Source organism: Dyadobacter sp. (assembly GCF_039919315.1).
Lineage (GTDB): Bacteria > Bacteroidota > Bacteroidia > Cytophagales > Spirosomataceae > Dyadobacter.
On the sequence record NZ_JBDSFX010000066.1, the window covers coordinates 16,446 to 42,637 of the forward strand.

Annotated in this window: 19 protein-coding genes and 1 tRNA gene; 9 read left to right on the forward strand and 11 right to left on the reverse strand. The window is 45.8% G+C overall.

Annotated features, from left to right (window positions below; all coding sequences use genetic code 11):
• Positions 1-18 precede the first annotated feature (18 nt).
• The 10 genes from ABIO93_RS18125 to ABIO93_RS18170 form a co-directional block, all read right to left on the reverse strand.
• A complete protein-coding gene (locus ABIO93_RS18125) occupies positions 19-447 on the reverse strand; it encodes a hypothetical protein (protein WP_348070157.1) in 429 nt (142 codons plus the stop codon).
• 146 nt (positions 448-593) lie between these two features.
• Positions 594-1,019, reverse strand: a complete 426-nt coding sequence (locus ABIO93_RS18130) for a hypothetical protein (protein ID WP_348070159.1) — start codon at positions 1,017-1,019, stop codon at positions 594-596.
• A gap of 158 nt (positions 1,020-1,177) precedes the next feature.
• A complete protein-coding gene (locus ABIO93_RS18135) occupies positions 1,178-1,603 on the reverse strand; it encodes a hypothetical protein (RefSeq protein ID WP_348070161.1) in 426 nt (141 codons plus the stop codon).
• Between the two features lie 155 nt (positions 1,604-1,758).
• Complete coding sequence (locus ABIO93_RS18140) at positions 1,759-2,184, reverse strand: hypothetical protein (RefSeq protein ID WP_348070163.1); 426 nt, start codon at positions 2,182-2,184, stop codon at positions 1,759-1,761.
• A 157-nt stretch (positions 2,185-2,341) separates the two neighbouring features.
• A complete protein-coding gene (locus ABIO93_RS18145; protein ID WP_348070165.1) occupies positions 2,342-2,767 on the reverse strand; it encodes a hypothetical protein in 426 nt (141 codons plus the stop codon).
• Positions 2,768-2,925: 158 nt separating this feature from the next.
• Complete coding sequence (locus ABIO93_RS18150; protein ID WP_348070167.1) at positions 2,926-3,351, reverse strand: hypothetical protein; 426 nt, start codon at positions 3,349-3,351, stop codon at positions 2,926-2,928.
• A gap of 143 nt (positions 3,352-3,494) precedes the next feature.
• Positions 3,495-3,920: a hypothetical protein gene (locus ABIO93_RS18155; protein ID WP_348070169.1), complete on the reverse strand. Its 426-nt coding sequence runs from the start codon at positions 3,918-3,920 to the stop codon at positions 3,495-3,497.
• A gap of 162 nt (positions 3,921-4,082) precedes the next feature.
• Positions 4,083-5,375: a hypothetical protein gene (locus tag ABIO93_RS18160; protein WP_348070171.1), complete on the reverse strand. Its 1,293-nt coding sequence runs from the start codon at positions 5,373-5,375 to the stop codon at positions 4,083-4,085.
• A 161-nt stretch (positions 5,376-5,536) separates the two neighbouring features.
• Positions 5,537-5,618 (reverse strand) — tRNA-Leu (locus ABIO93_RS18165).
• Between the two features lie 80 nt (positions 5,619-5,698).
• Positions 5,699-7,387 carry a selenocysteine synthase gene (locus ABIO93_RS18170; RefSeq protein WP_348070173.1) on the reverse strand — a complete coding sequence of 563 codons (1,689 nt, stop codon included), beginning with the start codon at positions 7,385-7,387 and terminating at the stop codon, positions 5,699-5,701.
• A gap of 737 nt (positions 7,388-8,124) precedes the next feature.
• Here ABIO93_RS18170 and ABIO93_RS18175 point away from each other — a divergent pair.
• The 7 genes from ABIO93_RS18175 to ABIO93_RS18205 all read left to right on the forward strand — a co-directional run bounded on the left by ABIO93_RS18175 (position 8,125) and on the right by ABIO93_RS18205 (position 21,673).
• Complete coding sequence (locus tag ABIO93_RS18175) at positions 8,125-11,253, forward strand: SusC/RagA family TonB-linked outer membrane protein (protein ID WP_348070175.1); 3,129 nt, start codon at positions 8,125-8,127, stop codon at positions 11,251-11,253.
• An 11-nt stretch (positions 11,254-11,264) separates the two neighbouring features.
• Positions 11,265-13,019 carry a RagB/SusD family nutrient uptake outer membrane protein gene (locus ABIO93_RS18180; protein WP_348070177.1) on the forward strand — a complete coding sequence of 585 codons (1,755 nt, stop codon included), beginning with the start codon at positions 11,265-11,267 and terminating at the stop codon, positions 13,017-13,019.
• A 156-nt stretch (positions 13,020-13,175) separates the two neighbouring features.
• The gene (locus ABIO93_RS18185) at positions 13,176-14,870 is read left to right on the forward strand and encodes a polysaccharide lyase (RefSeq protein WP_348070179.1); all 1,695 of its coding nucleotides are present in this window, start codon (positions 13,176-13,178) and stop codon (positions 14,868-14,870) included.
• A 6-nt stretch (positions 14,871-14,876) separates the two neighbouring features.
• Positions 14,877-18,041, forward strand: coding sequence for a DUF6298 domain-containing protein (locus tag ABIO93_RS18190; protein ID WP_348070181.1), 3,165 nt, complete (start codon positions 14,877-14,879; stop codon positions 18,039-18,041).
• A gap of 7 nt (positions 18,042-18,048) precedes the next feature.
• Positions 18,049-19,602 carry a glycosyl hydrolase family 65 protein gene (locus ABIO93_RS18195; protein ID WP_348070183.1) on the forward strand — a complete coding sequence of 518 codons (1,554 nt, stop codon included), beginning with the start codon at positions 18,049-18,051 and terminating at the stop codon, positions 19,600-19,602.
• 56 nt (positions 19,603-19,658) lie between these two features.
• Positions 19,659-20,738: a sialidase family protein gene (locus ABIO93_RS18200; protein ID WP_348070185.1), complete on the forward strand. Its 1,080-nt coding sequence runs from the start codon at positions 19,659-19,661 to the stop codon at positions 20,736-20,738.
• A 68-nt stretch (positions 20,739-20,806) separates the two neighbouring features.
• Positions 20,807-21,673 (forward strand): sugar phosphate isomerase/epimerase family protein, encoded by an 867-nt coding sequence (locus tag ABIO93_RS18205; RefSeq protein ID WP_348070187.1) that lies wholly within the window; start codon positions 20,807-20,809, stop codon positions 21,671-21,673.
• Between the two features lie 40 nt (positions 21,674-21,713).
• Here the strand turns inward: ABIO93_RS18205 and ABIO93_RS18210 are convergent, their stop codons facing one another.
• Entirely contained in the window at positions 21,714-22,094 is a 381-nt protein-coding gene (locus ABIO93_RS18210; protein ID WP_348070189.1) for a VOC family protein, read from the reverse strand.
• Positions 22,095-22,288: 194 nt separating this feature from the next.
• Here ABIO93_RS18210 and ABIO93_RS18215 point away from each other — a divergent pair, with 194 nt between their 5' ends.
• Together ABIO93_RS18215 and glpK are read left to right on the forward strand one after the other, a co-directional pair.
• Positions 22,289-24,577 (forward strand): DUF5703 domain-containing protein, encoded by a 2,289-nt coding sequence (locus tag ABIO93_RS18215; protein WP_348070191.1) that lies wholly within the window; start codon positions 22,289-22,291, stop codon positions 24,575-24,577.
• Between the two features lie 112 nt (positions 24,578-24,689).
• Positions 24,690-26,174 carry a glycerol kinase GlpK gene (gene glpK / locus ABIO93_RS18220; protein ID WP_348070193.1) on the forward strand — a complete coding sequence of 495 codons (1,485 nt, stop codon included), beginning with the start codon at positions 24,690-24,692 and terminating at the stop codon, positions 26,172-26,174.
• The last annotated feature ends 18 nt before the right edge of the window (positions 26,175-26,192 follow it).

Below are 26,192 nucleotides of genomic sequence, written 5' to 3' on the forward strand. Positions count from 1 at the left end.
GTTAGATGAAGGCTAAAGCTATTTGTACATTTTAAAATCGTATTGCGTTTTTCCGCCAATTTCTGCCGGGCAGCAATAATTAATCTTTTTACCATTAAGATAAACGTCGTAATCACGGTACACCCTAGTAAATTTGGGATTTCCTCCACTAGGAATGGCTACGTCCAAATTTCCATAGCCTTTGGGAACATCCACAGTCCCGCTATAATTGCCATCCTTATCGGTAGTAATCCGTAGTAACCCTTTTTGACCCGATATATTCTTATATGCTACAAAAACGACATCGATACTATCCACACCAGATCCGCCAATTTCAGTTACTCGCCCGTAGGCAGTGCTGGTTCGAGAAAGCTTATCGCACCCTTGCAAGCTGAAAATTGGCCATATCAGGATAATAATTATAGTTGACCAGGAAGGTCGTTTCGAATTTGCTTGTGCTGAGCTCATTTTTATCAAATATGTATGAAATATGTAAGTAACCTGTGTGGCCTTAGTGGTGGAATGAACAAACGGCGAGAATATTAATTATTTAACGGTAAGAATAAAAATTAAGTAATCCAATTCATTTTTAGCTGATTAAATTAAAATTTAACCTACTTGTACAGTTTAAAATCGTATTGCGTCTTTCCGCCAATCTCTGCCGGGCAACATCCTTTGGTTTTATTTCCATTGATATAAACCTCATAATCTCGATACATGTCGGTAAATTTTGGATTTCTATTCGGAGAAACGATAACGTCCAGATTTCCGTACCCTTTGGGAACATCTACGGTTCCGCTATAACTGCCATTCTTGTCTGTATAAACCAGTAACAATCCTCTTTCACTTAAGAATTTGTATGCTACAAAAATAACGGCGATGCTATCGACACCAGACCCCCCAATTTCAGTTACTCTTCCATAAACAGTACTGGTACGCGAAAATATATCGCACCCTTGCAGGCTGATCAATGGCCAAATCAGGACAATGATTATTTTTGACCAGGAAGGTCGTTTCAAATTTGCTCGTGCTGATCTCATTGTCTGTCAAATATGTATGACATATGTAAGTAACCTATGTTGTCTTAATGCTGGAATGACCAAACGGCAAGGGTGCTAATTATTTAACGGTAGGAATAAATATGAATGAATTTAATTTGAAAAACCTTCATTTTTAGCTGATTAGATAAGGGTTTAGGCTACTTGTACAGTTTAAAATCGTATTGCGTTTTTCCGCCAATTTTTGCGGGGCAACACTCATTTGTTTGTCTTTCATTAATATATACTTCGAGTCCACGGTAAACTTTGGTGAATTTTGGATTTCCGCCTGTTGGGATAACGACGTTCAATTCTCCATATCCTTTGGGAACATCCACGGTCCCGATATAATAGCCATCCTTATCGGTAGTAACACGTAGTAATCCTATTTCGCCCGAAAGCTTATTTGCCGCAAAAACGACATCGATGCTATCAACACCAGACCCGCCAATTTCAGTTACTCGCCCGTAGGCAGTGCTGGTTCGAGAAAACTTATCGCATCCTTGAAAGCTGATCAATGGCCATACCAGAATAATGATTATTTTGGACCAGGAAGGTCGTTTCGAATTTGCTTGTGTTGAGTTCATTTTATCAAATATGGATGAAATATGTTAAGTAACCTGCGTTGTCTTAGTGCTGAATGACCGAACGGCAGGGATAGCAATTATTTAATGGTAAGGATAAATATGATTGAATTTAATTTGAAAAACCACAATTTAAATTGACCATATGAAGGTCGAAGCTATTTGTACAGTTTAAAATCATACTGTGTCTTTCCGCCGATTTTGGACGGGCAACATTCTTTGATTTTGCTTCCATTAATGTATGAGTCATAACCGCGATACACCCTGGAAAATTTGCGATTACCTCCATCAGGAATGGCAACAACCAACGCTTTATATCCTTTGGGAACATCCACAGTTCCACTATAATTGCCATCTTTATCAGTTGTAACGCGTAGCAGTCCTTCTTCCGCCATAAACCTAACTGCTACAAAAACGACGTCTATGCTATCGATACCAGACCCGCCAATTTCAGTTACTCTTCCATAGACAGTACTAGTGCGAGAAAATATATCACATCCTTGCAAGCTGATCAATGGCCATATCAGGATAATAATTAGCCTCGACCAGAAAGAACGTTTCGAATTTGCTTTTGCTGATTTCATTTCTGCCAAATATGTATGAAATATGTAAGTAACCTGTGTTATTTTAATGCTAGAATGATCAAACAGCGGGGATACTTATTATTTAATGGTAGGAATAAAAATGAGTGAATTTAATCTGAAAAACCTTCATTTTTAGCTGATTAGATGAAGATTTAAGCTACTTGTACAGTTTAAAATCGTATTGTGTCTTTCCCCCAATTTTTGCCGGGCAACATTCTTTGGTTTTATTTTCATTGATGTAAAGGTCATACCCTCGATATACGTCAGTAAATTTTGGATTTCCATTCGGAGGAATGATCACATCTAATCTAATATAGCCTTTAGGTACATCTACAGTTCCGCTATACTTGCCGGTGTTGTCGGTATAAACCAGTAGTAATTCCTTTTCAATTCCAGGTTTAACTGCTACAAAAAGGACCGCCATGCTATCGACACCAGATGCCCCAATTTCAGTTACTCTGCCAGAGACAGTGCTGGTGCGAGAAAGCTTATCGCACCCTTGCAAGCTGATCAATGGCCATATTAATACAACCATTAGCTTTGACCAGAAAGAACGTTTCGAATTTGCTTTTGCTGATTTCATTTCTGTCAAATATGTATGAAATATGTAAGTAACCTGTGTTATTTTAATGCTAGAATGATCAAACAGCGGGGATACTTATTATTTAATGGTAGGAATAAAAAATGAATGAATTTATTTCAAAAAACCTTCATTGTTAGCTGATTAAATCAAGATCTAAGCTACTTGTATAGTTTAAAATCGTATTGCGTCTTTCCGCCAACTTTTGACGCACAACAATCTTTTGTTTTTCTTCCATTAATGTAAACGTCATAGCCTCTATATACACCAGTGTATTTGGGATTTCGACTCTCAGGGGGGCTCACATCCAATGTTCCGTAACCTCTGGGAACATCAACAGTCCCGCTGTAATTACCATCCTTATCTGTTAGAACACTTAATAAGAACTTTTCGCCCGAAAGCTTAACTGCTACAAAGACGACTGCGACACTATCGACACCAGACCCGCCAATTTCAGTTACTCGCCCATAGGCAGTACTAGTACGTGAAAGCTTATCGCACCCTTGCAAGCTGATCAATGGCCAAATCAGGATAATGATTAGCTTGCACCAGGAAGGTCGTTTCGAATTTGCTTTTGCTGATTTCATTTCAATCAAATATGATTGAAATATGTAAGTAACCTGTGTTGCCTTAGTGGTGGAATTAACAAACGGCGGGGATATTAATTATTTAACGGTAAGAATAAATATCAGGTAATCCAATTCATCTGCTAGTCAAATGAATGTTTAAGCTACCTGTATAATTTGAAATCGTATTGCGTCTTTCCGCCAATTTCTACCGGACAACAATTATTACTCATTCTTCCATTAATATAAATGTCGTAACCCCGGTATACCTTGGTGAATTTTGGATTTCCACCCATAGGAATTGCAACATGCAACGTTCCATATCCTTTGGGCACATTCACGGTTCCACTATATTTGCCGTCCTTATCCGTTGCACTACGTAGTAACCCTTCTTCACCTGAAAGTTTAACTGCAGTAAATAAGACATCAATGCTGTCAACGCCAGCCCCGCCAATTTCCGTTACTTTACCATAAACCGTACTAGTTCGAGAAAGCTTATCAAAACCTTGCAGGCTCATCAATGCCCATATTAATACAACTATTAGCATTGACCACGAAGGTCTTTTCGAATTGGCTTGTGCTGTTCTCATGTCTGTCAAATATGTATGAAAAAGGTAAGCAACCTATGTCATCAAAAAGCCAAAATGATCAAACGGCCAGGATGTTAATTATCTAATGGCCCGGACTGCATGGGCGACCCAAATCTATTTCCGGATCAGGCACGGTGCTGTTCATACGTTGCGAATCACGTCCTAAAACACATCATAGAAACCCCAGTAAAAGAAGAAAGATATCAAGGTCAGACAAACAAGGTTATTCAATGTCAGAAGCAATTTGGATGACAGCCACCAGGTATTCTTGCCAAAGATTTTAATGTTCAGTTTTAAAAATGGACCGATCAATACTAGTAGAATGAATGGCAGATAAGCCACAATGTCCAGCATTGAAAACTGGAAGTGCCGATAGGGAGCTTTGCTGTAAAATATGGCAGGGTTTCGCACCAATGCGTACATATAATACAGCATTGAAATACTGATAAGAAATAAAAGCAGCTTAAAAATATCATTTGGGTCCCGGATCCGGGACGACAATCTCAGGCTATTTAAATAGCTGATTAAAAAATACATTCCTGAAAAACCGAATAATGTGCCGCATAAAAGTAAGAATTGGAAAAGCCTTCTGTCATTTTGTGGGACCTTGTAACTAGCTAACTTTTCGTATTCCGCATTCTTTGGAAACAGCGAGGCAATTTCAATGGTATGGTCACCTTTGGCCAGTTCTTTTTTTAGATTGAATTTAACTTCCCTGGTATAATCATGATAAAAATAAAGGCTGTAATCTGCATTTTCCAGATCAGCAATGGATGAATACATGGTGCCTTCTCCCATCTTTTCGCGGCATTCATGCATGGTGTCTACCAAAGCCAGGCAATAGTTGGAAGTTGTATCGGAGTGATGTCTGTTGATGTATTCCCGGCCCCTGCGATAACGGTCCCAGTCCAGTCGATCTTTTTCGGGCGTAATTGACGGGCAAAAATTTGCAATAATGTATTTATCATCATTTCCCAGGATCATCGTATCAGGTTCCATGATCAGGTAATGGCCCGTTTTATCAGCGAAAAATAGCTCCCCGTTGCTGATTTTGTTCCTGTTAAATTGAACTGCATATTTTCTGACATCCTCAACGGTTTTGCAGTTTTGCATAATGTCACTCACGAATGCCCTGAAATCAGTGACATTTTGCTTGGTCGAATCGACTTTTATATTTGGTTTATAAATAGTCAGTCCGTCAAATGCCAGCCCGGCTTCGTTCATTCCTCCCTGCGCAAAAAGATCCTGGTAACTGACATATAGTGCACCCAATTTTCCCGGCGGCGCGTTAACGAATCTAATCCTGGACCCGATTTGCCACGAATCTTCATTGTTGCCCAGGTAAGTCTTTCCATTAAAGGTCACTTTGCACATGCTGCACGCCAAAGCACTGCGACAAAGTGTTAAAGTAAATGCAATTGAAAAGAGGAGAAAAATACGGAGTATCATCTTCATGGAGGTTTAGTATCAGTAACTTATGAGGATCTCCTTTTATTGTGGGAAGAGACTACAGACCTCGCTCATTTAGACCTTTGAGAGTACGTATCTTACTTTATCAAAAAAATTGGAGCTGCCGTAACACAAAAAATGCCCCTAGCATCGCTAGAAGCATTTTGTGACCAGAAGGAGAGTCGAACTCCCATACCCGAAGGCACTACCCCCTCAAAGTAGCGTGTCTACCAATTTCACCACCTGGCCGTGATTTTCGTGATGCAAAAGTAATATTTTAATGATACGTCGCAAGACTTTGGTAGCATGTTTTTTGAGCCAGAAGGATGTTAGGTTGACAATGGGCGGCCTGCCGGAATGTTAATGCGCTGACGGTTTGTCGGGTACGCCGCTTTTTTGGCTGTGAATTTGGCGGTAACATATTCTACCATATCAATTTCACCGGTTATCGTGTCGCCAACCAGTTTTCCATAAAACGTCATCACCACGTTATCGCCCGGCAAAGTGTACCGGCTTTGGAACCGGACTTCGTCACCGTCAATGTTGCCCGCCAGTTCCCTTGTAGCGAATTCACCCTTATGCGTGCCGAAAAGCCAATTGCCATCCTGTTTTTCGATCAGGAAAGTACGCTTGCTTTTGCTGGTGTAAAAATCAATGCTCACATCCCAGCGTCCGCTCACGTCCGCTGCCGGGGCTTTCATTTGCGCCTCGGCTTTGGGTGCGCTGCGTTTGCGGCTCAGGATCTCGTGTACACGCTCGGCCACAATCTTGTCATTGCCGGGCCCCATCATATAAGACGCAATGGAAATGGAAGTCGTCGGAGTAGCCGGTGCGGTCGTTGCCGCACCGGCTTGTGACCTGCGGAAACCTGTTCCTACGGCTATCCTCGGCTTGGTCGTCGACAATTCGTCGGCTACTTCCTGGCCGGTAATGTTCAGCTTCGTCGGGTCCCAGGTAATGGTCAGGTTGGGCGTAGCGTTGTCCAATGCGCCTTCCGCCGGTTCGCGGATCACCGCCTGTACGCTATCAATGCCGGATACTTTTTTCACGATTGTGTCCAGCCAGGAAACCCATGTTTTCATTTCGGCTTTGTGGTCGCGGACAGCCCATGCTTCCACGGCCGCCAGCATTCCTACTACCTCTTCGCGACCGATCTTGTTGTCACGGCAAGGTCCGTGGTGTGGGGCGCTTGCCTGCCAGGCCGACATTAAAATATCCTTACTACCCAACATCAAACCGGCACATTGCGGCCCGCGGATCACTTTTCCACCACTATATGCCACCACCGAAGCACCTGCCTGTAAGTGAATGTTCGGAATGGTCAACCTTTCCGCGGCGGCGTCTACCAAAATCGGAACATTCAATGGTTTGGCCAATTTGGCTACATTCTGAACCGTCCAGGGATCACCGCCCGGCATCATGTAAATCATCGCCGTACGTGGGTTCAATGCATTTTGGAGTTCTTCCAAGGTTTCTACCGTGATGATTTTCACGCCGCAGTTGCGTATCGCATGGTCGTACACATTGCGGGACGAGCGCGGGATAATGACTTCTGTTTTTTCAAAACCTTCGAGGTTAGGGATACGGATCAGTTTTTCAGGATTACCGCCAGCGATAATTCCGGCAGTAACCTCGTTCATCCCGGCTGCGCAACCAGCAGATACCATTCCCCATTCCGCTCCGGTGATTTCGGCCAGCCGCTGACCCACACCAAATGCAAGCTCGTCTATCTGGACATTGTACTGACAAGCATATTCCATAGCCTGCCGCACTTCGGGCAGCTCAATGGAAGCGCCGATAATGGTAAATGTGCCGCGACAATTGATGATCGGCTCGACCCCAATGGACTGATAAATCTGCGGTCCGGCTTTCAATGGACCCGGCGCTGAGACTGCCGCTGCTGTCTTTTTAAACCAATTGTTCTTACGATCGCTTTCCGCCAATGCATCTAAACTGCTCACAACGCCGCCGGCGAGTGGTAAAAGGCTCAATTCTTTCAGGATTTCTCTACGTTTCATCTAGGTTCAGGAATTTAAATTTTTGTTACAAGTTTATAGTTTCTGGGTGCGGCAGGACGTGGCAGATTGATCGTCCGTACTCATGCAATGGCTTTTTACAATGAATTGACAACAAGCCTGATATGATCAGGACACACAATTTGGGTAATAACCCCCATCGGTGCAGGACAATTATTTTTACCCAGAAATGATAACCTGTAAAGGTACATTTTTGAGATTTTTACGTGCATTGGCGTTCGTTTGTTTAATGACCATCCCGGCCCTGGCACAGTTGGATTGCAGCAACATCGGTTTTGAACAGGGCAATGCAGCCGGCTGGGTACTCATCTATTGCGGCTTGCTGATCAAACCCTTGTTATTTACAGCTGCTGGGGTGAAATACTTTTCCAAAAAGAGAATTTCACGGCCTCGGACCGTCGCGTGCTACCTAGTATTCCGACTACACATTCTGTCGAATATCTTCATTGTTGGAATAATACAAATTATCGAAAAGTTTTTAGTCTATTTCGATAATTTTAGATTTGTTCCCTTTGTGTCGTTTTAACACTTTCTTATTTTTTCGATTAGCTATTTATTAGTGATGCAAACGTTCCCGGCATCGTGTGCAGAAATAAAAAATAATAAATGCTTGCTTTCTAAATTCAGTGAAAATAGACTTGTTCATGGTTTGAATTGGACTTTATCAATTAAAAACCGAGGTATTATTAAAATAATGATATTTTAAATAGCTCGATTACATGACAAGAAATTTGCTACTCACCTTATTCCTTCTCGCTTCGGCTTTGAGTGGAATAGCGCAGACCCGCTCCTTGAAAGGCGTGGTGACGGACGGTCTTTCGAAGGAACCGCTGGCAGGAGTTTCGGTTTTAATCGCCGGGACAAACACAGGCAGCGCTACGGACGCGGAAGGGAAATTTGTATTAAATGTGCCCTCAGGTGGCGGAAGCGTCACTATCAGCTATGTAGGTTTTATTAAACAAACCATTGAAATAGGAAATCGTACATCGCTGGAAGTTGCACTTGAACCGGATGTGAAGGCATTGGAAGACGTCGTGGTGATTGGCTACGGAGAGCAGAAACGGTCGCACCTGACCGGGGCAGTGGCTACTGTGAAAGTGAACCAGATCGATGAGCTGCCGGTAGGGGACATTACCTCCGCATTGGCGGGCAAATTGCCGGGTGTGTCCGTAAGCGGAGGAACGGCCCGGCCGGGTACTGCCGCGTCTATTGTGATCCGTAACCCTACCAAGGCTTCGAAGGACGGTGGAAGCAATTCTCCATTGTATGTGATTGACGATGTGGTGCGTACCGAGGCGGATTTCCAGTTACTGGATGCCTCTGAAATTGAAAACTTATCCATTCTGAAAGATGGCGCCGCTGCCGTTTATGGTGCCAGGGCCGCATTGGGAGTAGTAGTAGTACGTACCAAACGAGGCAAAGCAGGCAAGCCGCAGGTGAATTATACCACCACCTTTGGAAGTTCGGAAGCATCTTATAAGCCGAAGGTAATGAATGGAGTGCAGCTGGCTACCTACTTGAATGATTATAACAAAACAAGAGGCCTGGCCGTAACAGACCCGGAATTTTACACGCCCGACGAGCTGGAACATTTCAAAAACAACAATTACAACTGGTTTGACATGGCCTGGAAACCTTCGCTGAACACCCGCCACACAGTCAATATCAGCGGTGGTACGGAGCGGGCCACATTTTTTGCCGGAGCAGCCTATTTTTACCAAAATGGCAATGTCGATAATATCAGTTATAAAAAATGGAATTTCCGTGCGAGCACCGATGTGAAAGTGACCACGCACATTAAAGTAGGGCTTGGGGTGAGCGGTAATTTGTCTGACAACAAACTGTTTTATCTGAAACAGGGAGGCGAAAATGTGGAGAAGGATGTGACCAATCTTTTGAACACGCCCCAATTTATCCCGCCCTATTTGAACGGTCTTCCGGTACTGCTACCGGGTGGTTCCAATGCGACGGGTTTTCACTTTTTTGAAGCACAAAAATTGGACAACTACTCCCGCGCCAGAAATGTGGTGCTGAATGTCAATGCCTATCTCGAATACAATGTGCCATTTGTTCCGGGCTTGAAAATCAGGACCGTGTATAACAAAAACCTGGGCAATGACTGGGGTAAACAGTTTGGTACCTATTATAAAGTGTACGGGTTTTCAATGCAGGGCGAGAACAAGCACATTTTCGGAGGTACCCCTAATGCACCCACCAGGCTCAATAATGGTGACAGGCTGCGGTTTAATCCGGGGTATACAGATGGCTATCAGATGAATGTCAACCTGAGCTATGCCAAGGATTTTGGCCGGCATTCGGTAAGTGCGCTGGCCTTGGTGGAGCAGTCGGAGATCTATTCGGAGAGTATTGCTACCATGAAGGAGGGCATTTTTGAAGGTGGGAATGACTATTTAATGTCGGCGCTGGGGGCGAAGGATATTGGTCCTAATTCGGCCAACGAAACCGGGATACTGTCCTATGTAGGCCGGTTAAATTACAGTTATGCTGACAAATACCTGTTGGAAGCATCATTCAGAAGGGATGCTTCAACCAAATTCGCGCCCGAATACCGCTGGGGCACCTTCCCTCAGGTTTCGGCCGGCTGGGTGATTTCCGAGGAGAACTTATTCAAGGAAAAAATCGCATTCGTCAACTTTCTGAAACTACGCGCATCGATCGGGTTTCTGGGAGGCGACCGCACTGCTGCCTGGCAATGGTTGCAGCGGTACACGCCGCAGGCTTCCAATGGGGCCGTTTTTGGCGGAAACAGCGACCGGACTGTTGGGATTAAATTGGAAAAACTGCCCAATTACTACGGCCGCTGGGACGATGTGACCAAGAAAAATATCGGTCTGGACGCATCTTTTCTCAACAACAGGTTATCGGCGACCGTGGATGCTTTTCACGATCACGGGTACAACCTCCTGACTACGTTATCGTCTTCTGTTCCTCTTACGATTGGCTCCGTAATGCCTTCCGAGAATTTTGAGACGGTCAATTCATTTGGTTTTGAGTTTTCAACCGGCTGGAATGACAAGATCGGCAAGAATATTAATTACAATGTCAATGCATTTCTGGCCTGGAATGACAACAGGAATGTGCTGGTGGATGTGTCCAATGTCAACGCCGGTACCTGGCTGGATCCTACCGGCCAGTCCAGCGACCGCGGCGTGCTGGGTTATCAGTACCTCGGCATGTTCAGGTCACAACAGGATGTGGATCAGTATCTTGAAAAAAATACGGACTATTCTATTTTCGGGCAAAAACCAAAACCGGGCATGCTTTACTACCAGGATATTCGCGGGCCGAGGCAGACGGATGGAAGCTACGCCGCGCCAGATGGAAAAATCACCGAGGATGATCAGGACTGGCTGACCAACAAAGAAAATAACCATTATACATTCGGACTTTCGTTAGGTTTTGGCCTTAAAGGTTTCAGGCTGGATATGGTGACGGCGGGTTCGCTTGGCGGGCAGGCGTCGGTTGAAAGCGATGCTCGTAAGAAGGCCGCAAAGGATGTATCACGCCCCGTTTTCTGGGCGGATCATTACACGCCGGAGAATCCCAATGCGAAATATCCTGATCCATTTTATGAAGATACTTACAATGTCGTATCCTCTTTTTGGTTCAGAAATTCATTCTCGCTACGCATGCGCAGCCTGAATGTATCATACTCGCTCGGGCCGAATGTGACCAAGCGTCTGGGGGTAACGGGGCTGAAATTCATCGGTGTAGCCATGAACCCCGTCAATTTCTACAATCCATACGATTACAAAGATGCTGCCGGTACCTATAATGTGTACCCGGTGATGCGGACCTGGTCTTTGGGATTAAATCTTACACTTTAAAACTGACTGAAATGAAATCGCAACATATCGTTATCATGTTGATTGCAATGGTTTTGTCAGCCTGCGAAAAGGTGCTGGACAAAACCGATCTGTCGGCCTTCAATGAAGAGCAGGTTTTCAATGATTCATTGCTGGCAAGAGGTTACGTGGATTATGTGTATGACCAAAACCTGCCCGTATGGCCAACGGGGGACTTTTTGAAATGTACCGACGAGATTTCCGGCGAAACAAGGTTTTTCGAAGGTACTGTACAAGTGAACACCGTCGCTGACTTTGGGACTGCCGTCAATGCTACCAATAACTACGGCAAGATCCGTTCGATCAATCAGTTTCTGGCCAAAATGCCTGCTGGCGATTTGAGTGAAAGTTATAAGAAGCAACTGATGGCGCAGGTTGCGTTTTTCAGGGCCTACCGCTATTTCGATCTGGTTCAGTTATATGGCGGCGTTCCGCTGGTACTGGACCCATTGGATGCGATTGGTCAGGAGGCTAAGGATGAGGCTGCTATCCCACGCGCTACCACTTCTGAAAGCATTGCGCAAATTGCGAAAGACCTGGATTTTGGCATTGAAAATCTGCCTGGTAAATGGAATGATTCCAACGACTGGGGTCGCATTACCAGTGGCGCTGCGGCGGGTTTTAAAGGAAGAATACTACTGCATTGGGCGAGCCCCCAGTTCAATCCGAATGACTTGCCAGAGCGCTGGCAGGCGGCTTATGATGCGAATAAAAAAGCGATTGAGCTGCTGTCGGCCAATGGTTTTAAGTTACATCATAGTTTCAAAGACCTGTGGTTTACCGAAGCCAATAACCCCGAAGCTGTGTGGGTAACCTGCTATAATAACAAGGTAGGGGACCAGATCAATAAAAACCAGACCTGGGACAACAACACCCGGCCTGCATACCTGGGCACCGGCAGCGGCTCCAACCAGCCCACCTGGGACGTGACGCAGGCATTTCCCATGAAAAACGGAAAAAATATTACTGAAAAGGGCTCTGGCTACGATGCGCAGCTGTTTTACAAAAACCGTGACCCTCGTTTCGACCAGACGATCGCATTCAACGGAGCTACCTGGCATATCAACGGAAGCAGTAATTACCGGCTCTGGACTTACATGGTCAACAATAAAACAGTGGAGCAAAAAGCGACGGTAAGCGGTTTTTATGTCCGTAAAGCCATTGATCCCAACCTGGCAACCGGCGCAGTGGCCAATAGCGGTACCGACTGGATCGAAATGCGTTATGCAGAGGTGCTGCTAAATTTTGCGGAAACAGCCTGCGGGATCAATAAACTCGACGAAGCTTACATGCAGCTGACCGAGATCAGAAAACGGGCGGGAATTGATGCAGGTACCGATGGACTGTATGGTCTTAAACCTAAAATGACACGGGCGGAAATGTTTGAAGCCATTCTGCACGAACGTCAGATCGAACTGGCTTTTGAAGGAAAACGGTTCTGGGACCTCCGCCGCTGGAAACAGTTTGAATCGAAATTGAATGGTAAAAGACGTAATGGGGTGACCATTAATTTGAAAACATCAGCCATTTCAGCCGAAAATTTCGCAGCACGCCGCGACGGAATGAGCCTTGACTCAGCTTATCGTAATTACTTTGAAATTGTGCCCAAACCGCTTGATACCAAGTACACGATCAACTGGTTGCCTGAGTATTATTTCTTTGCGATCCCTTCGACGGCGTTATCTAATAATTCAAGATTGGAACAGAATCTCGGCTGGCCTTCGGGTACGTTTGATCCTTTGAAATAGAGACAGACTTGCCAAGTCTCGCTTAAAGTTGGGCGTAGTCTCTGACTACGTCCGAGCGAATGCCGGTCTCTGACCGATGTTCATGCACTGTGCTCGTGCCGGTCGGAGACCGGCCAACGCCCAACTGCAATTCGAAAAAACGCTAACAAACATATTATGAAATTAAAAAGCCATTTCATTTTTCCTTTTGCTGCGGTCTTACTGACAACCGCAGCAGCCTTCGCCCAGTACCCAAAAATCCCTTCGGCTGCGAAAAAGACAAGCGATTCATTGCTAGCTGAGGCAAACCGCAGATCAGAGATTGAATGGCAAAAAGCATTGCCTGTCATTGAGCAGGAAGCCAAAAAAGGCAAGCCCTACATTCCCTGGGCAGCCCGGCCGGTAGATCTCCCACAATCGGACATTCCTGCATTTCCAGGCGCGGAAGGCGGTGGTGCATTTAGTTTTGGTGGTCGAGGAGGTAAGGTATATGTGGTGACCAGCCTGGCCGACAGCGGTCCCGGTACGCTCCGTGATGCCTGCGAAAAAGGCGGTGCGCGTATCATTGTTTTTAATGTGGCCGGTATCATTCGTATCAAAACGCCGCTGATTATCCGCGCTCCGTACATTACGATCGCGGGGCAAACCGCACCTGGCGACGGAGTGTGTGTGGCTGGCGAAACAGTTTGGATCAATACCCATGATGTGGTGATCAGGCATATGCGGTTCCGCCGCGGCGAGACTTTTGTGGGGCGACGCGACGATTCCATTGGTGGTAATCCGATTGGAAATATTATGATAGACCACGTTTCTGCGAGCTGGGGATTGGATGAGAATATGTCCATGTATCGTCACATGTATAACGATAGCACGGGTGCTCCAGAACAAAAGTTGCCGACCGTGAACATTACGATACAAAATTCAATTTTTTCGGAAACACTCGATACCTGGAACCACTCATTCGGGAGTACGTTGGGCGGGGAAAACTGTACTTTCATGCGGAATTTGTGGGCTAATAATGCAGGAAGAAATCCGTCGATCGGTTGGTTTGGTATTTTCAATTTTACAAATAATGTGGTTTTCAACTGGGTACACCGCTCCATTGATGGTGGCGATTACCGGGCGATGTATAACATTGTCAACAACTATTTCAAACCTGGCCCGCAAACACCGAAAGATTCGCCGATCGGGTACCGTATCCTGAAACCCGAAGCAGGCAGGAGCAAGCTCGATCATCTGGTTTTTGGCCGTGCCTATGTTGCCGGGAACATTATGGAAGGTCACGATAAGGTTACCAAAGACAATTGGGACGGTGGCGTGCAGGTGGAGGATTTGCCCAACACTGGTAAGTACCGCGACGAGATCAAATGGAACCAGCCATTGCCTATGCCCGAATTTCCGATCATGAGTGCCAAAGAATCCTTCACCTACGTGCTCGATAATGCGGGTGCTACCTTACCTAAGCGCGATCCCGTGGATGCACGTGTGACCACACAGGTACGTACGGGGAAGATTAACCCGATCGAAGGTGTAAAATTGCCTAAAACGCAGTTTGAGCATCGCCGTCTGCCGATTGATTCTTACAGAAATGGCATCATTACCGACGTTTCACAGGTAGGAGGTTACCCTGAATATAAAGGAACACCATACCCCGATGCAGATCATGACGGTATGCCCGACGATTGGGAAAACAAGGTCGGTTTGAATCCGAAAGATGCCTCTGACGCTCAGAAAGACATGAATGGGGACGGTTATTCCAACATTGAAAAATTCATCAACGGCATTGATCCGAAGAAGAAAACGGATTGGAAAGACCCGAAAAACAACCACGATACGCTGGCATCATTGAAAACATCATCAGTTAAAAAATAAGGTTAATTGAAAACAGATAGTCACATATCTAGGGTTACTGTTACGGATACAATCCTGTTTTTAACGGGATTGTATTTCCTTATTTCCTTTGCATCCGTGGCTCAAAAGCATGTCAAACTACCGTCACCAGTTGCTCAGGGACAGGACGAAAAGCTTATATATCACCCAGATTCGTTGGGTAACCGGATCATTGACTTTTCACATTGCGGCTACATGGGTGGCGATCGGGAGATTCCTCAGGTACCGGTTGCGGTCGTTGTTCCTGCCAGGCCGGGAGACGCCACGCTTAGAATCCAGTCTGCATTAGACTATTTAGCGACTTTACCGAAAGATATAAATGGCATACGCGGCGCGGTATTGCTGGAAAAGGGCATTCATTCGATCAATGGAAGTCTTTTGATCAAAAACTCGGGTGTAGTTTTGCGAGGAAGTGGCGTCGGAATCAATGGTACTACACTGCTTGGCGCGGGTGTAAGTCGCGAAACGATTATAAGGGTTTTGGGTAAAAATGATTTAAAAGCAACTCGGAAAGTAAAGATTACCGATGAATATGTACCAGTCAATGCCGTCACATTCAACGTTGAGATGGCATCGACATTCAAACCAGGCGATCGCATTCAGATCCGCAGACCGTCTACAAAAGAATGGATCAGGGATTTGAAAATGGAAGAATTTGGCGGGGAAACCGGCTGGCTGGGATGGAAACCAGAGCAGCGGGATATCATTTGGGACCGGGAGGTAAAAGCTGTTTCTGGCAATGTGGTGACCATTGATGTGCCTATTACCACCGCACTTGATGCACATTATGGGGGGGGAGAAGTGGCGACTTATCAATGGTCGGGCAGGATCAGCCACATAGGAATTGAAAACCTGACCATTGAATCCACTTTTGACCAAACCAATGCAAAAGACGAAGACCATCGCTGGATGGGCATTACATTCGAAAACGTTGAAAATGCGTGGGTTCGTCAGGTTCATTTCAAACACCTGGCAGGCTCCGCGGTAGCGATTTACGAAACGGCTTCCAAAGTTACCGTTGAGGACTGCAAATCGACGGAGCCGATATCCGAAATTGGCGGTCAGCGGAGATATACCTTCTTTACCCAGGGCCAGCAGACGTTATTTCAAAGATGCTATGCAGCAAATGGTTACCACGATTTCACAGCCGGGTTTTGCGCTGCCGGCCCGAATGCATTTGTCCAATGCGAGTCCTATTTGCCTTTCAGTTTCAGCGGTACCATTGATAGCTGGGCGTCCGGCGTTCTTTTCGATAATGTGAATGTGGATGGAAATGCATTGTCGATCAAAAACCGTGGGCAGGATGGGCAGGGAGCAGGATGGACAGCCGCGAATTGCATGCTGTGGCAATGTAGTGCCTCACGGGTAGAGAATTTCAGTCCACCTGCTGCCAAAAATTATGGTTTCGGGATCTGGTCACAATTTGCAGGTGATGGTTATTGGGAAAATGTCAATGAACACATTCAACCGCGAAGCCTGTACTATGCGCAATTGTCGGAGAGAATGGGGCAAAAGGCTATTAAACGTGCATTTTTAATACCAAAAGAATCGGAAGCTTCCAGTAGCCCTAGTATGGAACAGGCTGCTAAACTGGCTGCATCGTCCCATGTTCCCATCACTACTTTGGCTGAATGGATCGATGGTGCCGCGCAGCGAAATGCAATTGCCGTTACTCATTCCAATGTCAAAACCATTGACGAAATAGGTGTTAATGAACCTGTTAAGCCAGAACCGCTGCCACCATTGGCCATCAAAAATGGCTGGCTGGTTCGTGGTGATCAGGTAGTTACCGGAAATCGGCAGGAGGTAACATGGTGGCGGGGGAGTACTCGTTCGCACGATGTGCAGGCTGCGAAACCACACATTACCAGATTTGTTCCGGGTAGAAACGGAAATGGCCTGACTGACGATCCGGATGAAATGACGGATTCACTCTTGGCAAAAAACACCACAGTACTCGATCATAATTACGGTCTTTGGTACGACCGCCGCCGGGACGATCACGAGCGCACCCGCCGCATGGATGGGGAAGTTTGGCCGCCGTTTTACGAGCAGCCTTTTGCCAGAAGCGGCAAGGATGCTGCCTGGGATAACCTCAGCAAATACGATCTGACGAAGTACAACGCCTGGTACTGGGAGCGACTAAGGCAATTTGTTGTCCTCGCTGACCAAAAAGGGTTGATACTTTACCACCAGAATTATTTTCAGCATAACATCCTCGAAGCCGGTGCACATTACGCTGATTTCCCGTGGCGAACTGCCAATAACATCAACCAAACTGGCTTTCCTGAGCCGCCACCTTATGCGGGTGACAAGCGGATTTTTATGGCCGAACAGTTCTATGACATTCAAGATCCGGTCAGAAAGGCATTACACAAGGCCTACATTCGCAAGTGTCTGGATAATTTTAGAGATCAAAACAGTGTCATTCAGTTTGTTAGTGCCGAATATACCGGTCCGCTTCATTTTGTAAAGTTCTGGCTGGACGTGATTGCTGAATGGGAGAAGGAAAATGGCAAAAACGCATTGGCTGCGCTGAGTACGACGAAAGATGTTCAGGATGCTATTTTGAATGATCCGGATTACTCCAAAATCGTTGACATTATTGACATTCGTTACTGGCACAGTCGCCTGGACGGGACTACTTATGAACCGCAGGGCGGTAAAAATTTGGCACCGCGCCAACACGCCCGTATTCAGAAAACGGGTAAGGTCTCCTTTGATGCTATTTATAAATCCGTGCTCGAATACCGTCGGAAATATCCTGAAAAAGCAGTTTTATACTCATCCGATGGTTACGACAGTCATGGATGGGCCGTTTTGATGGCCGGAGGTTCTATCAGCGCGGTACCGGCTGTGAAGGTGAAAGGATTTTTGTCAGCAGCATCTTCCATGAAACCAGTCACGATTTCGGAACATTATGCGCTGGCAGATTCAAGCAAAGGACTGATCATTTATCAGGATTCAAGCCAGGCATTGAACCTCGATCTTACCAAATGGAAAGGTATTTTTCAGCTCCATCGGATTGACAGTAAGACCGGTGCTGAAATTGGCAAAATAGAAACAATAAAGGCGGGTAAGATTTTAAAAATCAACGCAGTACGAGATAGTGTAACTGCCGCGCCGGTCATTTTATGGTTATCAAAAAAATAGAACATTCATGAAAGGACACACATACATTTTTCTTTTCATGCTGGTCGTGATGAGTTCGTGTTCAAAGCGAAGTACGGGACCGGCTGTGCTGAAAGCGGAGGATTTCAGGCATCATGTGGCACATTTCAACCGCATGGAAGATGAAAGTAAGGTCAATTTAATTTCCAATGCGCAGTCGTGGGAGTGGATGAAAGCCAACATTCCGCTGTTTGACTGTCCGCAGGATAACTTTCAGGAAATTTACTATTACCGCTGGTGGACATTCCGAAAACACATTCATCAGACGCCGCAGGGATTTATTTTCACCGAATTCCTCGTGGCCCGCAGCTACGCGGACAAGTACAACATGATCAGCTGTGCGCTCGGGCATCACATATACGAGGGCAGGTGGCTGCATGACCAGCGTTACCTGAACGATTACGTGCACGTGTGGTACCGCGGTAACGAGGGCGGCCGCATGAAAAAACTGCTGACTTTCAGTAGCTGGACGGCCGATGCACTTTATAACAGGTACAAGGTTACCCATGACAAGGATTTTCTGACTGATATGTTGCCCGATCTTGATCAGGAATACCAAACATGGGAAAAAGACCGGCGAACCGAGAACGGACTTTTCTGGCAAACAGACGTAAAAGACGGCATGGAAGAGTCACTGAGCGGGGGCAGGAGAGAGCAGAATGCGAGACCGACAATCAATAGTTATATGTTCGGAAATGCAAATGCACTTTCTGCCATTGCCACATTGAAAGGCGACAATGCCCAGGCTTCGACATACAAATCCAAGGCTGATACATTAAAAGATCTGATTGAGAAGAAGCTTTGGAATAACGATAGCCAGTTTTTTGAAACGGTACAAAAAAGGGGTACCGGAGCGTTTGCAGGCGTCAGAGAGGCGATCGGGTTTATTCCGTGGTATTTCAATTTGCCCGACGAAAAATACGACGCAGCCTGGCAGCAAGTGATTGACCCAAAGGGTTTTCGGGCTCCGTTCGGACTGACTACTGCGGAGCGCAGGCACCCTGATTTTCGTACCCGCGGCTGCTGTAAATGTGAATGGGACGGGGCTGTCTGGCCGTTCGCTACCGCCCAGACATTGACCGGGATGGCTAATCGCTTGAACCTGACAGGCAACAAGATACTGGGCGATACTACCTATTTTCGTCTGCTCGAATTGTACGTGGAATCACAGTACTATCGCGGCAAACCATACATTGGCGAGTACCTGGACGAGACGACGGGTTACTGGCTAAAAGGGGATCAGGAACGAAGCCGGTACTACAATCATTCGACATTCAATGACCTGATTATCTCGGGATTAGTAGGCCTGCGGCCGCGGGAAGATGAGGTAATCGAAGTGAATCCACTCATTCCTGCTGACAAATGGGACTGGTTTTGTCTCGACAATGTCCTGTATCATGGCAAGATCCTGACCATTATCTGGGACAAAAATGGAGATCATTATAAAAAAGGAAAAGGCTTGCAGGTACTTGTGAATGGAAAAAAAGCAGGCTCGGCTTCCAAACTGCAAAAGATAATGATCGCTGAAATGCCTTTGAAATAATACAAAATAAAATAGAAAAGAATTGATCAGTGCCACAGGCACAAAACCTAAATCCAATGAAATACATCAGATTATCATTTGTCCTGCTGGTCGCCTGGGCGACCATTACCACCTCAAAAGCGCAGAAGAAGGAAGGCATTCTGACAGACGAGTTTATTTTCGAACAAGCGCCGTTTCCTGAGAGTCATGCGTCAACGATTGCTGAGACGCCTGTCGGGTTAGTAACCGCTTGGTTTGGTGGTACCAAGGAACGTAATCCTGACGTCGGAATCTGGGTAAGTCGCTCGGTTAGTGGTAAATGGACGGCTCCTGTTGAAGTAAGTAATGGTATCGTTAACGATACTTTGCGCTATGCCTGCTGGAACCCGGTTTTGTACCAGATACCAAAGGGAGATCTGCTGCTTTTTTATAAAGTAGGCCCGAATGTGCCGAAATGGAAGGGTTTTATGCTTACTTCCAAAGACAATGGGAAGTCATGGTCGAAGCCGCATGCGTTACCAGAGGGATTTTTGGGTCCGATTAAAAATAAGCCTGTTTTGCTCTCAAATGGGGAGCTGTGGTGCCCGTCGAGCATGGAGGGCGATGGCTGGAAAGTGCATTTTGAGGTAACCTCTGATTTTGGGAAAACCTGGCGGAAAGTGGGGCCAATTAATGATGGTAAATTGGTTAACGCCATTCAGCCAAGCCTCCTGCTGCACAGAAACGGAGATTTGCAGATTTTATGCCGCAGCCAGAACCGTTCGATCATGGAGTCCTGGTCGACGGATAAAGGCAAAACCTGGTCGAAAATGCAGGCTTCAAACCTGCCTAACAACAACTCGGGAACTGACGCGGTAACGCTACGCGACGGAAGGCAACTTTTGGTGTATAACCACGTCAAACCGCCGGGGTTAGAAAAGAAAGGCCCCCGCACGCCGCTGAATGTGGCGATCTCGAATGACGGTAAAAATTGGGAAGGGGCGCTTGTGCTGGAAGACTCACCGATTAGCCAGTATTCGTACCCTTCCGTGATTCAAACGGCGGATGGAATGGTGCATGTCGTTTACACCTGGCGCAGGGAACGCATTAAGTATGTGAAGATTGATCCTTCGAAATTGAAATCGAAACCTATATTGAACGAGCAATGGCCGAATTAAAAGGGGAGGTCCCCAGACTTGGCAAGTCTTCAAGACTTAACAAGTCTTTCTTCACCCGCCGCAGATTTATGAGCAACATAGCGGCCTTATCGATATTGCCAAGTTTGGCTTGGGCAACTTCAACTAACAAAAACAAAAACCGCTACAAAATCGCAGTCATCGATCTGATGATCTTAAAACGTCAGAAATTGAGCGCATTACCCTTAGCAAAAGAGATCGGAGCGGACGGACTGGAGGTGGATATGGGTGGACTGGGTACACGCGAAACTTTTGATAACAAACTGGCCGATCCGGAGATCAGAAAGCAGTACATTGAAGAGTCGAAAGAACTCAATCTCGAAATATGCTCCTTGGCCATGACTGGCTTTTATGCGCAGTCATTTGCTAAAAGAGATGGGGTAAAAAAAATGGTTTCGGACTGCATTAGTACCATGCAGCAGCTCAATGTGAAAGTGGCATTCCTTCCGCTAGGCGTGCAGGGTGACCTGGTTAAAAACCCGGAACTGAGGCCATTGATCCTAGAACGGCTGAAACTGATCGCGCCTCTGGCCGAAAAAGCGGGCGTCATCATTGGAATTGAAACGGCTCTCGACGCTGCCGAAGAGGTGAAATTGCTGAAAGAGGTCGGTTCAAAATCAATTCAGATCTATTTTAACTTTTCCAATGCGCTGGAAGCGGGAAGAAATGTTTGCGAGGAACTCGAAATCCTGGGTAAGGACCGGATTTGCCAGATTCACTGTACGGATAAAGACGGCGTATGGCTTGAAAATAACACCCGGCTGGATATGGAAAAAGTGAAAAATACTTTGGATAAAATGGGTTGGAAAGGTTGGCTGGTGATCGAAAGATCAAGGGATGCTAGCAAGCCGCAGGATGTGAAAGGGAATTTTGGCGCTAATACGGCCTACATGAAATCGATATTCCAGCCGGCATAACCAGCTGGAAATGATTTGAATAAGTCTCGTGCGCTATCTTCTATTCTCCCGCTGGTTCCCAAAGTTCAATGATATTTCCTTCTGGATCGAGCACATGGACGAATTTGCCATATTCGTATTCAGCAATTTCATCAACAATGGTCACGTTGTCCTTTTTTAGTTCATCTACCAGCGCAACGAGATTTTCTACCCGGTAATTAATCATAAATGATTGGGTCGACGGATTGAAGTTTTCGGTGCCCTGTGGAAACGTGCACCAGGTTGTGGATCCTGTTTTCGACGGATCTTCGGCCTGCCGCCACTCAAAGGTTGTCCCGTAATCGCTGGTAGCTAGTCCGAGATTTTTGGCGTACCATTCGTTCATACTTTGCGGATTGTCGCACTTAAAAAATACGCCGCCAAGACCCGTTACCTTTTTCATATTTAAATCTTTGTTCGATTGGAAAAGTGACATCTTCGGTTAATAATGTCAATAAAACTAAAAATAGTAAACCGCCACATCATCTCAAATATGCTTTGCCTTTAAATCGCATAATCCGTTTGAATCAATCAATGTCAGACCCTCCAATGTTTCGATTTCTGTTTTTTTGCTTAATCATTTTTTCTGCGGGTCAAGTGATCGGACAGGTATTTTCACCGGAGATATACAATCTGAAATGGAAAAGCCAAAGCGCTCATTCCGGTGAGTCGATGCCCTGTGGCGGTGGGGATATTGGTCTGAATGTATGGGTTGAAAAGGGTGATATCCTTTTTTATATGTCAAGAAGCGGCGCTTTTGACGAAAACAATGTGTTTCCCAAGCTCGGTAGGGTGCGTATCAAGCTTTACCCCAATCCATTCGACGCGGGCTCGACATTTGAGCAAGAATTGAAATTGAAAGAAGGATATGTGCAGATTATCGGCAAAAAAGGAACGCTGCAAGCGAATGTAAAGATCTGGGTGGATGTGTTTCGCCCAGTGGTCCAGGTAGATGTGAACAGTAGCACGAAGGTTCAAATGGTGGCAGCCTATGAAAGCTGGCGGACGCAGGACCGGGAATTGAAGGGGCTGGAAAAGAATTCCAGCTCGTTTAAATGGGTAAAAGAGAAAGCTATAGTATTTAAAGACAGTATTCAAGCCACCAAAAATGGAGTGCTGTTCTATCACCGCAACCGCGATGCAACGATTTTTGACAAGGTCGTTAGTCAGCAGAAACTGGATGTCGTCAAGGAACACTTATGGAATCCGTTGAAAGGGTTGACTTATGGCGGATTAATGGCAGGAGCTAATATGGTTCCTGTTGAGTCAAACACCCAGGCTTTTGAAAAATATGCGAGTATTGATTTTCAGTCATTTAAGCTCAAAAGTAAAAAAGCTTCCCGCGATCACAGGCTGAATGTATATCTGCACATTGACCAGACTGAGGACATTGATCAGTGGAAAAAAGGGCTTGAAAAAATTCAAAGCGAATCACAAATAGCTGGTAATGAAGCCAGGCAAAAAACATTGGACTGGTGGAAACAATACTGGGAGAAAAGCCACATTGCCCTGAATGCTACCATGCCAGACAGTAATTCGGCGGTGTGGCAGGTGGGGCGCAACTACCAACTTTTTCGCTACATGCTGGGCTGCAATGCTTTTGGAACTTTACCCACAAAGTTTAATGGCGGTTTGTTTACCTATGATCCTGTTTTTGTAGACTCGTCTTACAAATTCAGCCCGGATCATCGTAACTGGGGTGGCGGGACTTTCACGGCGCAAAACCAACGGCTGGTTTACGGGCCTATGCTGAAAAGCGGTGATTTTGAGTGGATGAAACCACAATTTGAATTTTATCAAAAAGCATTAGGCAATGCTGAAATTCGGACAAAACATTACTGGGGGCACGGTGGGGCGTCATTTACCGAGCAGATGGAGTTTTTCGGTCTGCCTAATTATGCGGAGTATGGCTCCAAAAGACCGGCTGATTTTGATCCCGGGCTGGAATTCAACCCGTGGCTGGAATATCTCTGGGATACCTCGCTTGAATTTTGTTTTATGATTCTGGAAAAACATCGGTTTACCGGAGGAGATATCAGTCGCTATTTGCCGCTCATTGAAAGTTGCGTTGATTTTTTTGACGAACATTATCAATACCTGGCCGGAAAGCGCAGCGCAAAAACATTGGACCAGCATGGTAAACTGGTATTATTTCCAGGATCTGCGGCTGAAACTTACAAAATGGCTTATAATTCAACTACGACAGTGGCAGGTCTGATCAGCGTGCTGGACAGGCTCATCATGCTGCCGTCTCAAAATATCAAGGAAGTCAAACGTGTTAAATGGATTGCGCAACGGAAACGCATTCCACCGTTTAGTTTTAGGGAAATGCAGGGTCATAAAACGATCGCGCCTGCACAAGCCTGGGAGAGAATTCAGAATACGGAGATCCCGCAATTATACCCGGTTTATCCTTTCGGAATGTATGGTATCGGTCAGCCCGACCTGGATGTAGCGGTCAATACCTGGAAGTACGATACGGAGGCGATCAAAAACCGGAACTATACCAGCTGGCATCAGGACAATATTTTTTGCGCAAGATTAGGCCTTACCGAAGAAGCTGCGGCCTTGACCATTAAAAAATTACAAGATTCGGGTCGAAGGTTTCCGGCATTTTGGGGGCCGGGGCATGACTGGGTACCGGATCATAACTGGGGTGGATCGGGTATGATCGGCTTGCAGGAAATGCTCATACAGACCGTCACAGACAGCATTTACCTTTTTCCGGCCTGGCCAAAAGAATGGAATGTTGATTTCAAACTGCACGCACCTTATCAGACAATTGTGGAAGGTGAATTGAAAAACGGAACCCTGGTCAGGTTGCTGGTAACCCCGGAATCGCGTCGAAAGGACATTGTGATTTTAAATAATGTGAAATTCGAGTAGAGTTGGCGATGATCGTTTTTAATTTTTTCTTTTTATTTCGATTATTTTTCTTTTTTATTTGCTTTTGGATGTGGCGACCTGCCGATCACCCATTGCTTCGTCTTTTTAAATCATGAAAGGTTCCTTTGTTTTATCCATTGATCAGGGTACCAGCAGTACCAAAAGCCTTATTTTCGACGAAAATGGCAGGGCGGTTGCGCGTGGTAATGAACCTTTGCAAACCCTTTATCTGGACGGGGGCTACGTAGAGCAAAATCCGTTCGGGATTTATGAAAACGTCCTTGCGTCAGTTAAAAAGTGCCTGACGGACTTCCAAAACAAGGGAGGCGACGTGCGGGATATTCGTTCTTGTGGTATTTCCAATCAACGGGAAACGTTTGTGATTTGGGATGAAACTGGCGAGCCGCTAAATAATGCAGTAGTATGGCAATGCAAACGTTCAACGGCGGTTTGTGAGAAATTAAAGGAACGAGGTCTCGAAAATCAGATTAAGCAGAAGACAGGTTTACTGATCGATCCTTATTTTTCAGGGACAAAAGTGATCTGGCTTTATCAAAATGTAGAAGAAGTAAAAGATGCCATTTCGAACGGAAAAGCTTTTTTCGGGACCATTGATACCTGGTTGCTTTACAAATTAACCAACGGGAAATCGTATCTGACCGACCATACCAATGCCTCACGGACTTTGTTTTTTAATCTGAAAACCCTTTCCTGGGATCAGGAATTAATTGAGCAATTAGGTCTGTCCGGTTTGAAGCTTCCTGCCATTCAGGCGTCTTCCAGTGATTTTGGAGAAACTGATTTTAATGGTTTACTGGCTGATAATGTGCATGTAATGTCCATGATAGGGGACTCCCACGCGGCGGCGTTTGGCGAAGGATGCTTTGCGCCGGGTATTGCCAAGGCGACGATGGGTACGGGCTCTTCTATTCTCATGAATATCGGAAATGAGCCACGGCAGTCGCAACAGGGTATGGTCACCACCATTGGATGGAGTACTGAAAACCACGTTGAGTATGCACTGGAAGGCGTTATTGTTACTTGCGGAGGTACTATTGAATGGCTGAAAAACAGTCTGGGCATTTTTCAGGATAGTAAGGAAACGGAACAGATGGCCCGGTCTGTGAAGGATAATGCCGGTGTTTACCTGGTTCCGGCGTTCAGTGGATTGGGCGCGCCACATTGGGATATGAACCGCAAGGCCTCCATTACCGGCCTCACTTTTGACTGCAATAAAAACCACATAGTCCGCGCCGCGCTGGAATCGATTCCCTATCAGATCAAGGATGTGATCAACGCGATGCAGTCGGATACAGGGATTTTATTGGAGGAATTGAAAATTGATGGGGGGCTTACTTCTAATCAATTTGTCGTACAATTTCTCGCCGATTTGCTCGGTAAGCCAGTCGTTACCATGGGATTACCGGAAGTTTCTGCGCTGGGGGCCGCTTATCTTTCTGGTTTGAAATCAGGGGTTTATAGGGATCTGGCGTATTTGAAGGAGCTTGATAATCAACGGAAATTTACCAGGCCAGCTGGCGATACTGCCTATGTGCGGAAGGGTTATGCTGGTTGGCAGGAAGTAGTGAAAGCATAGACTCGACTTACCAAGTCT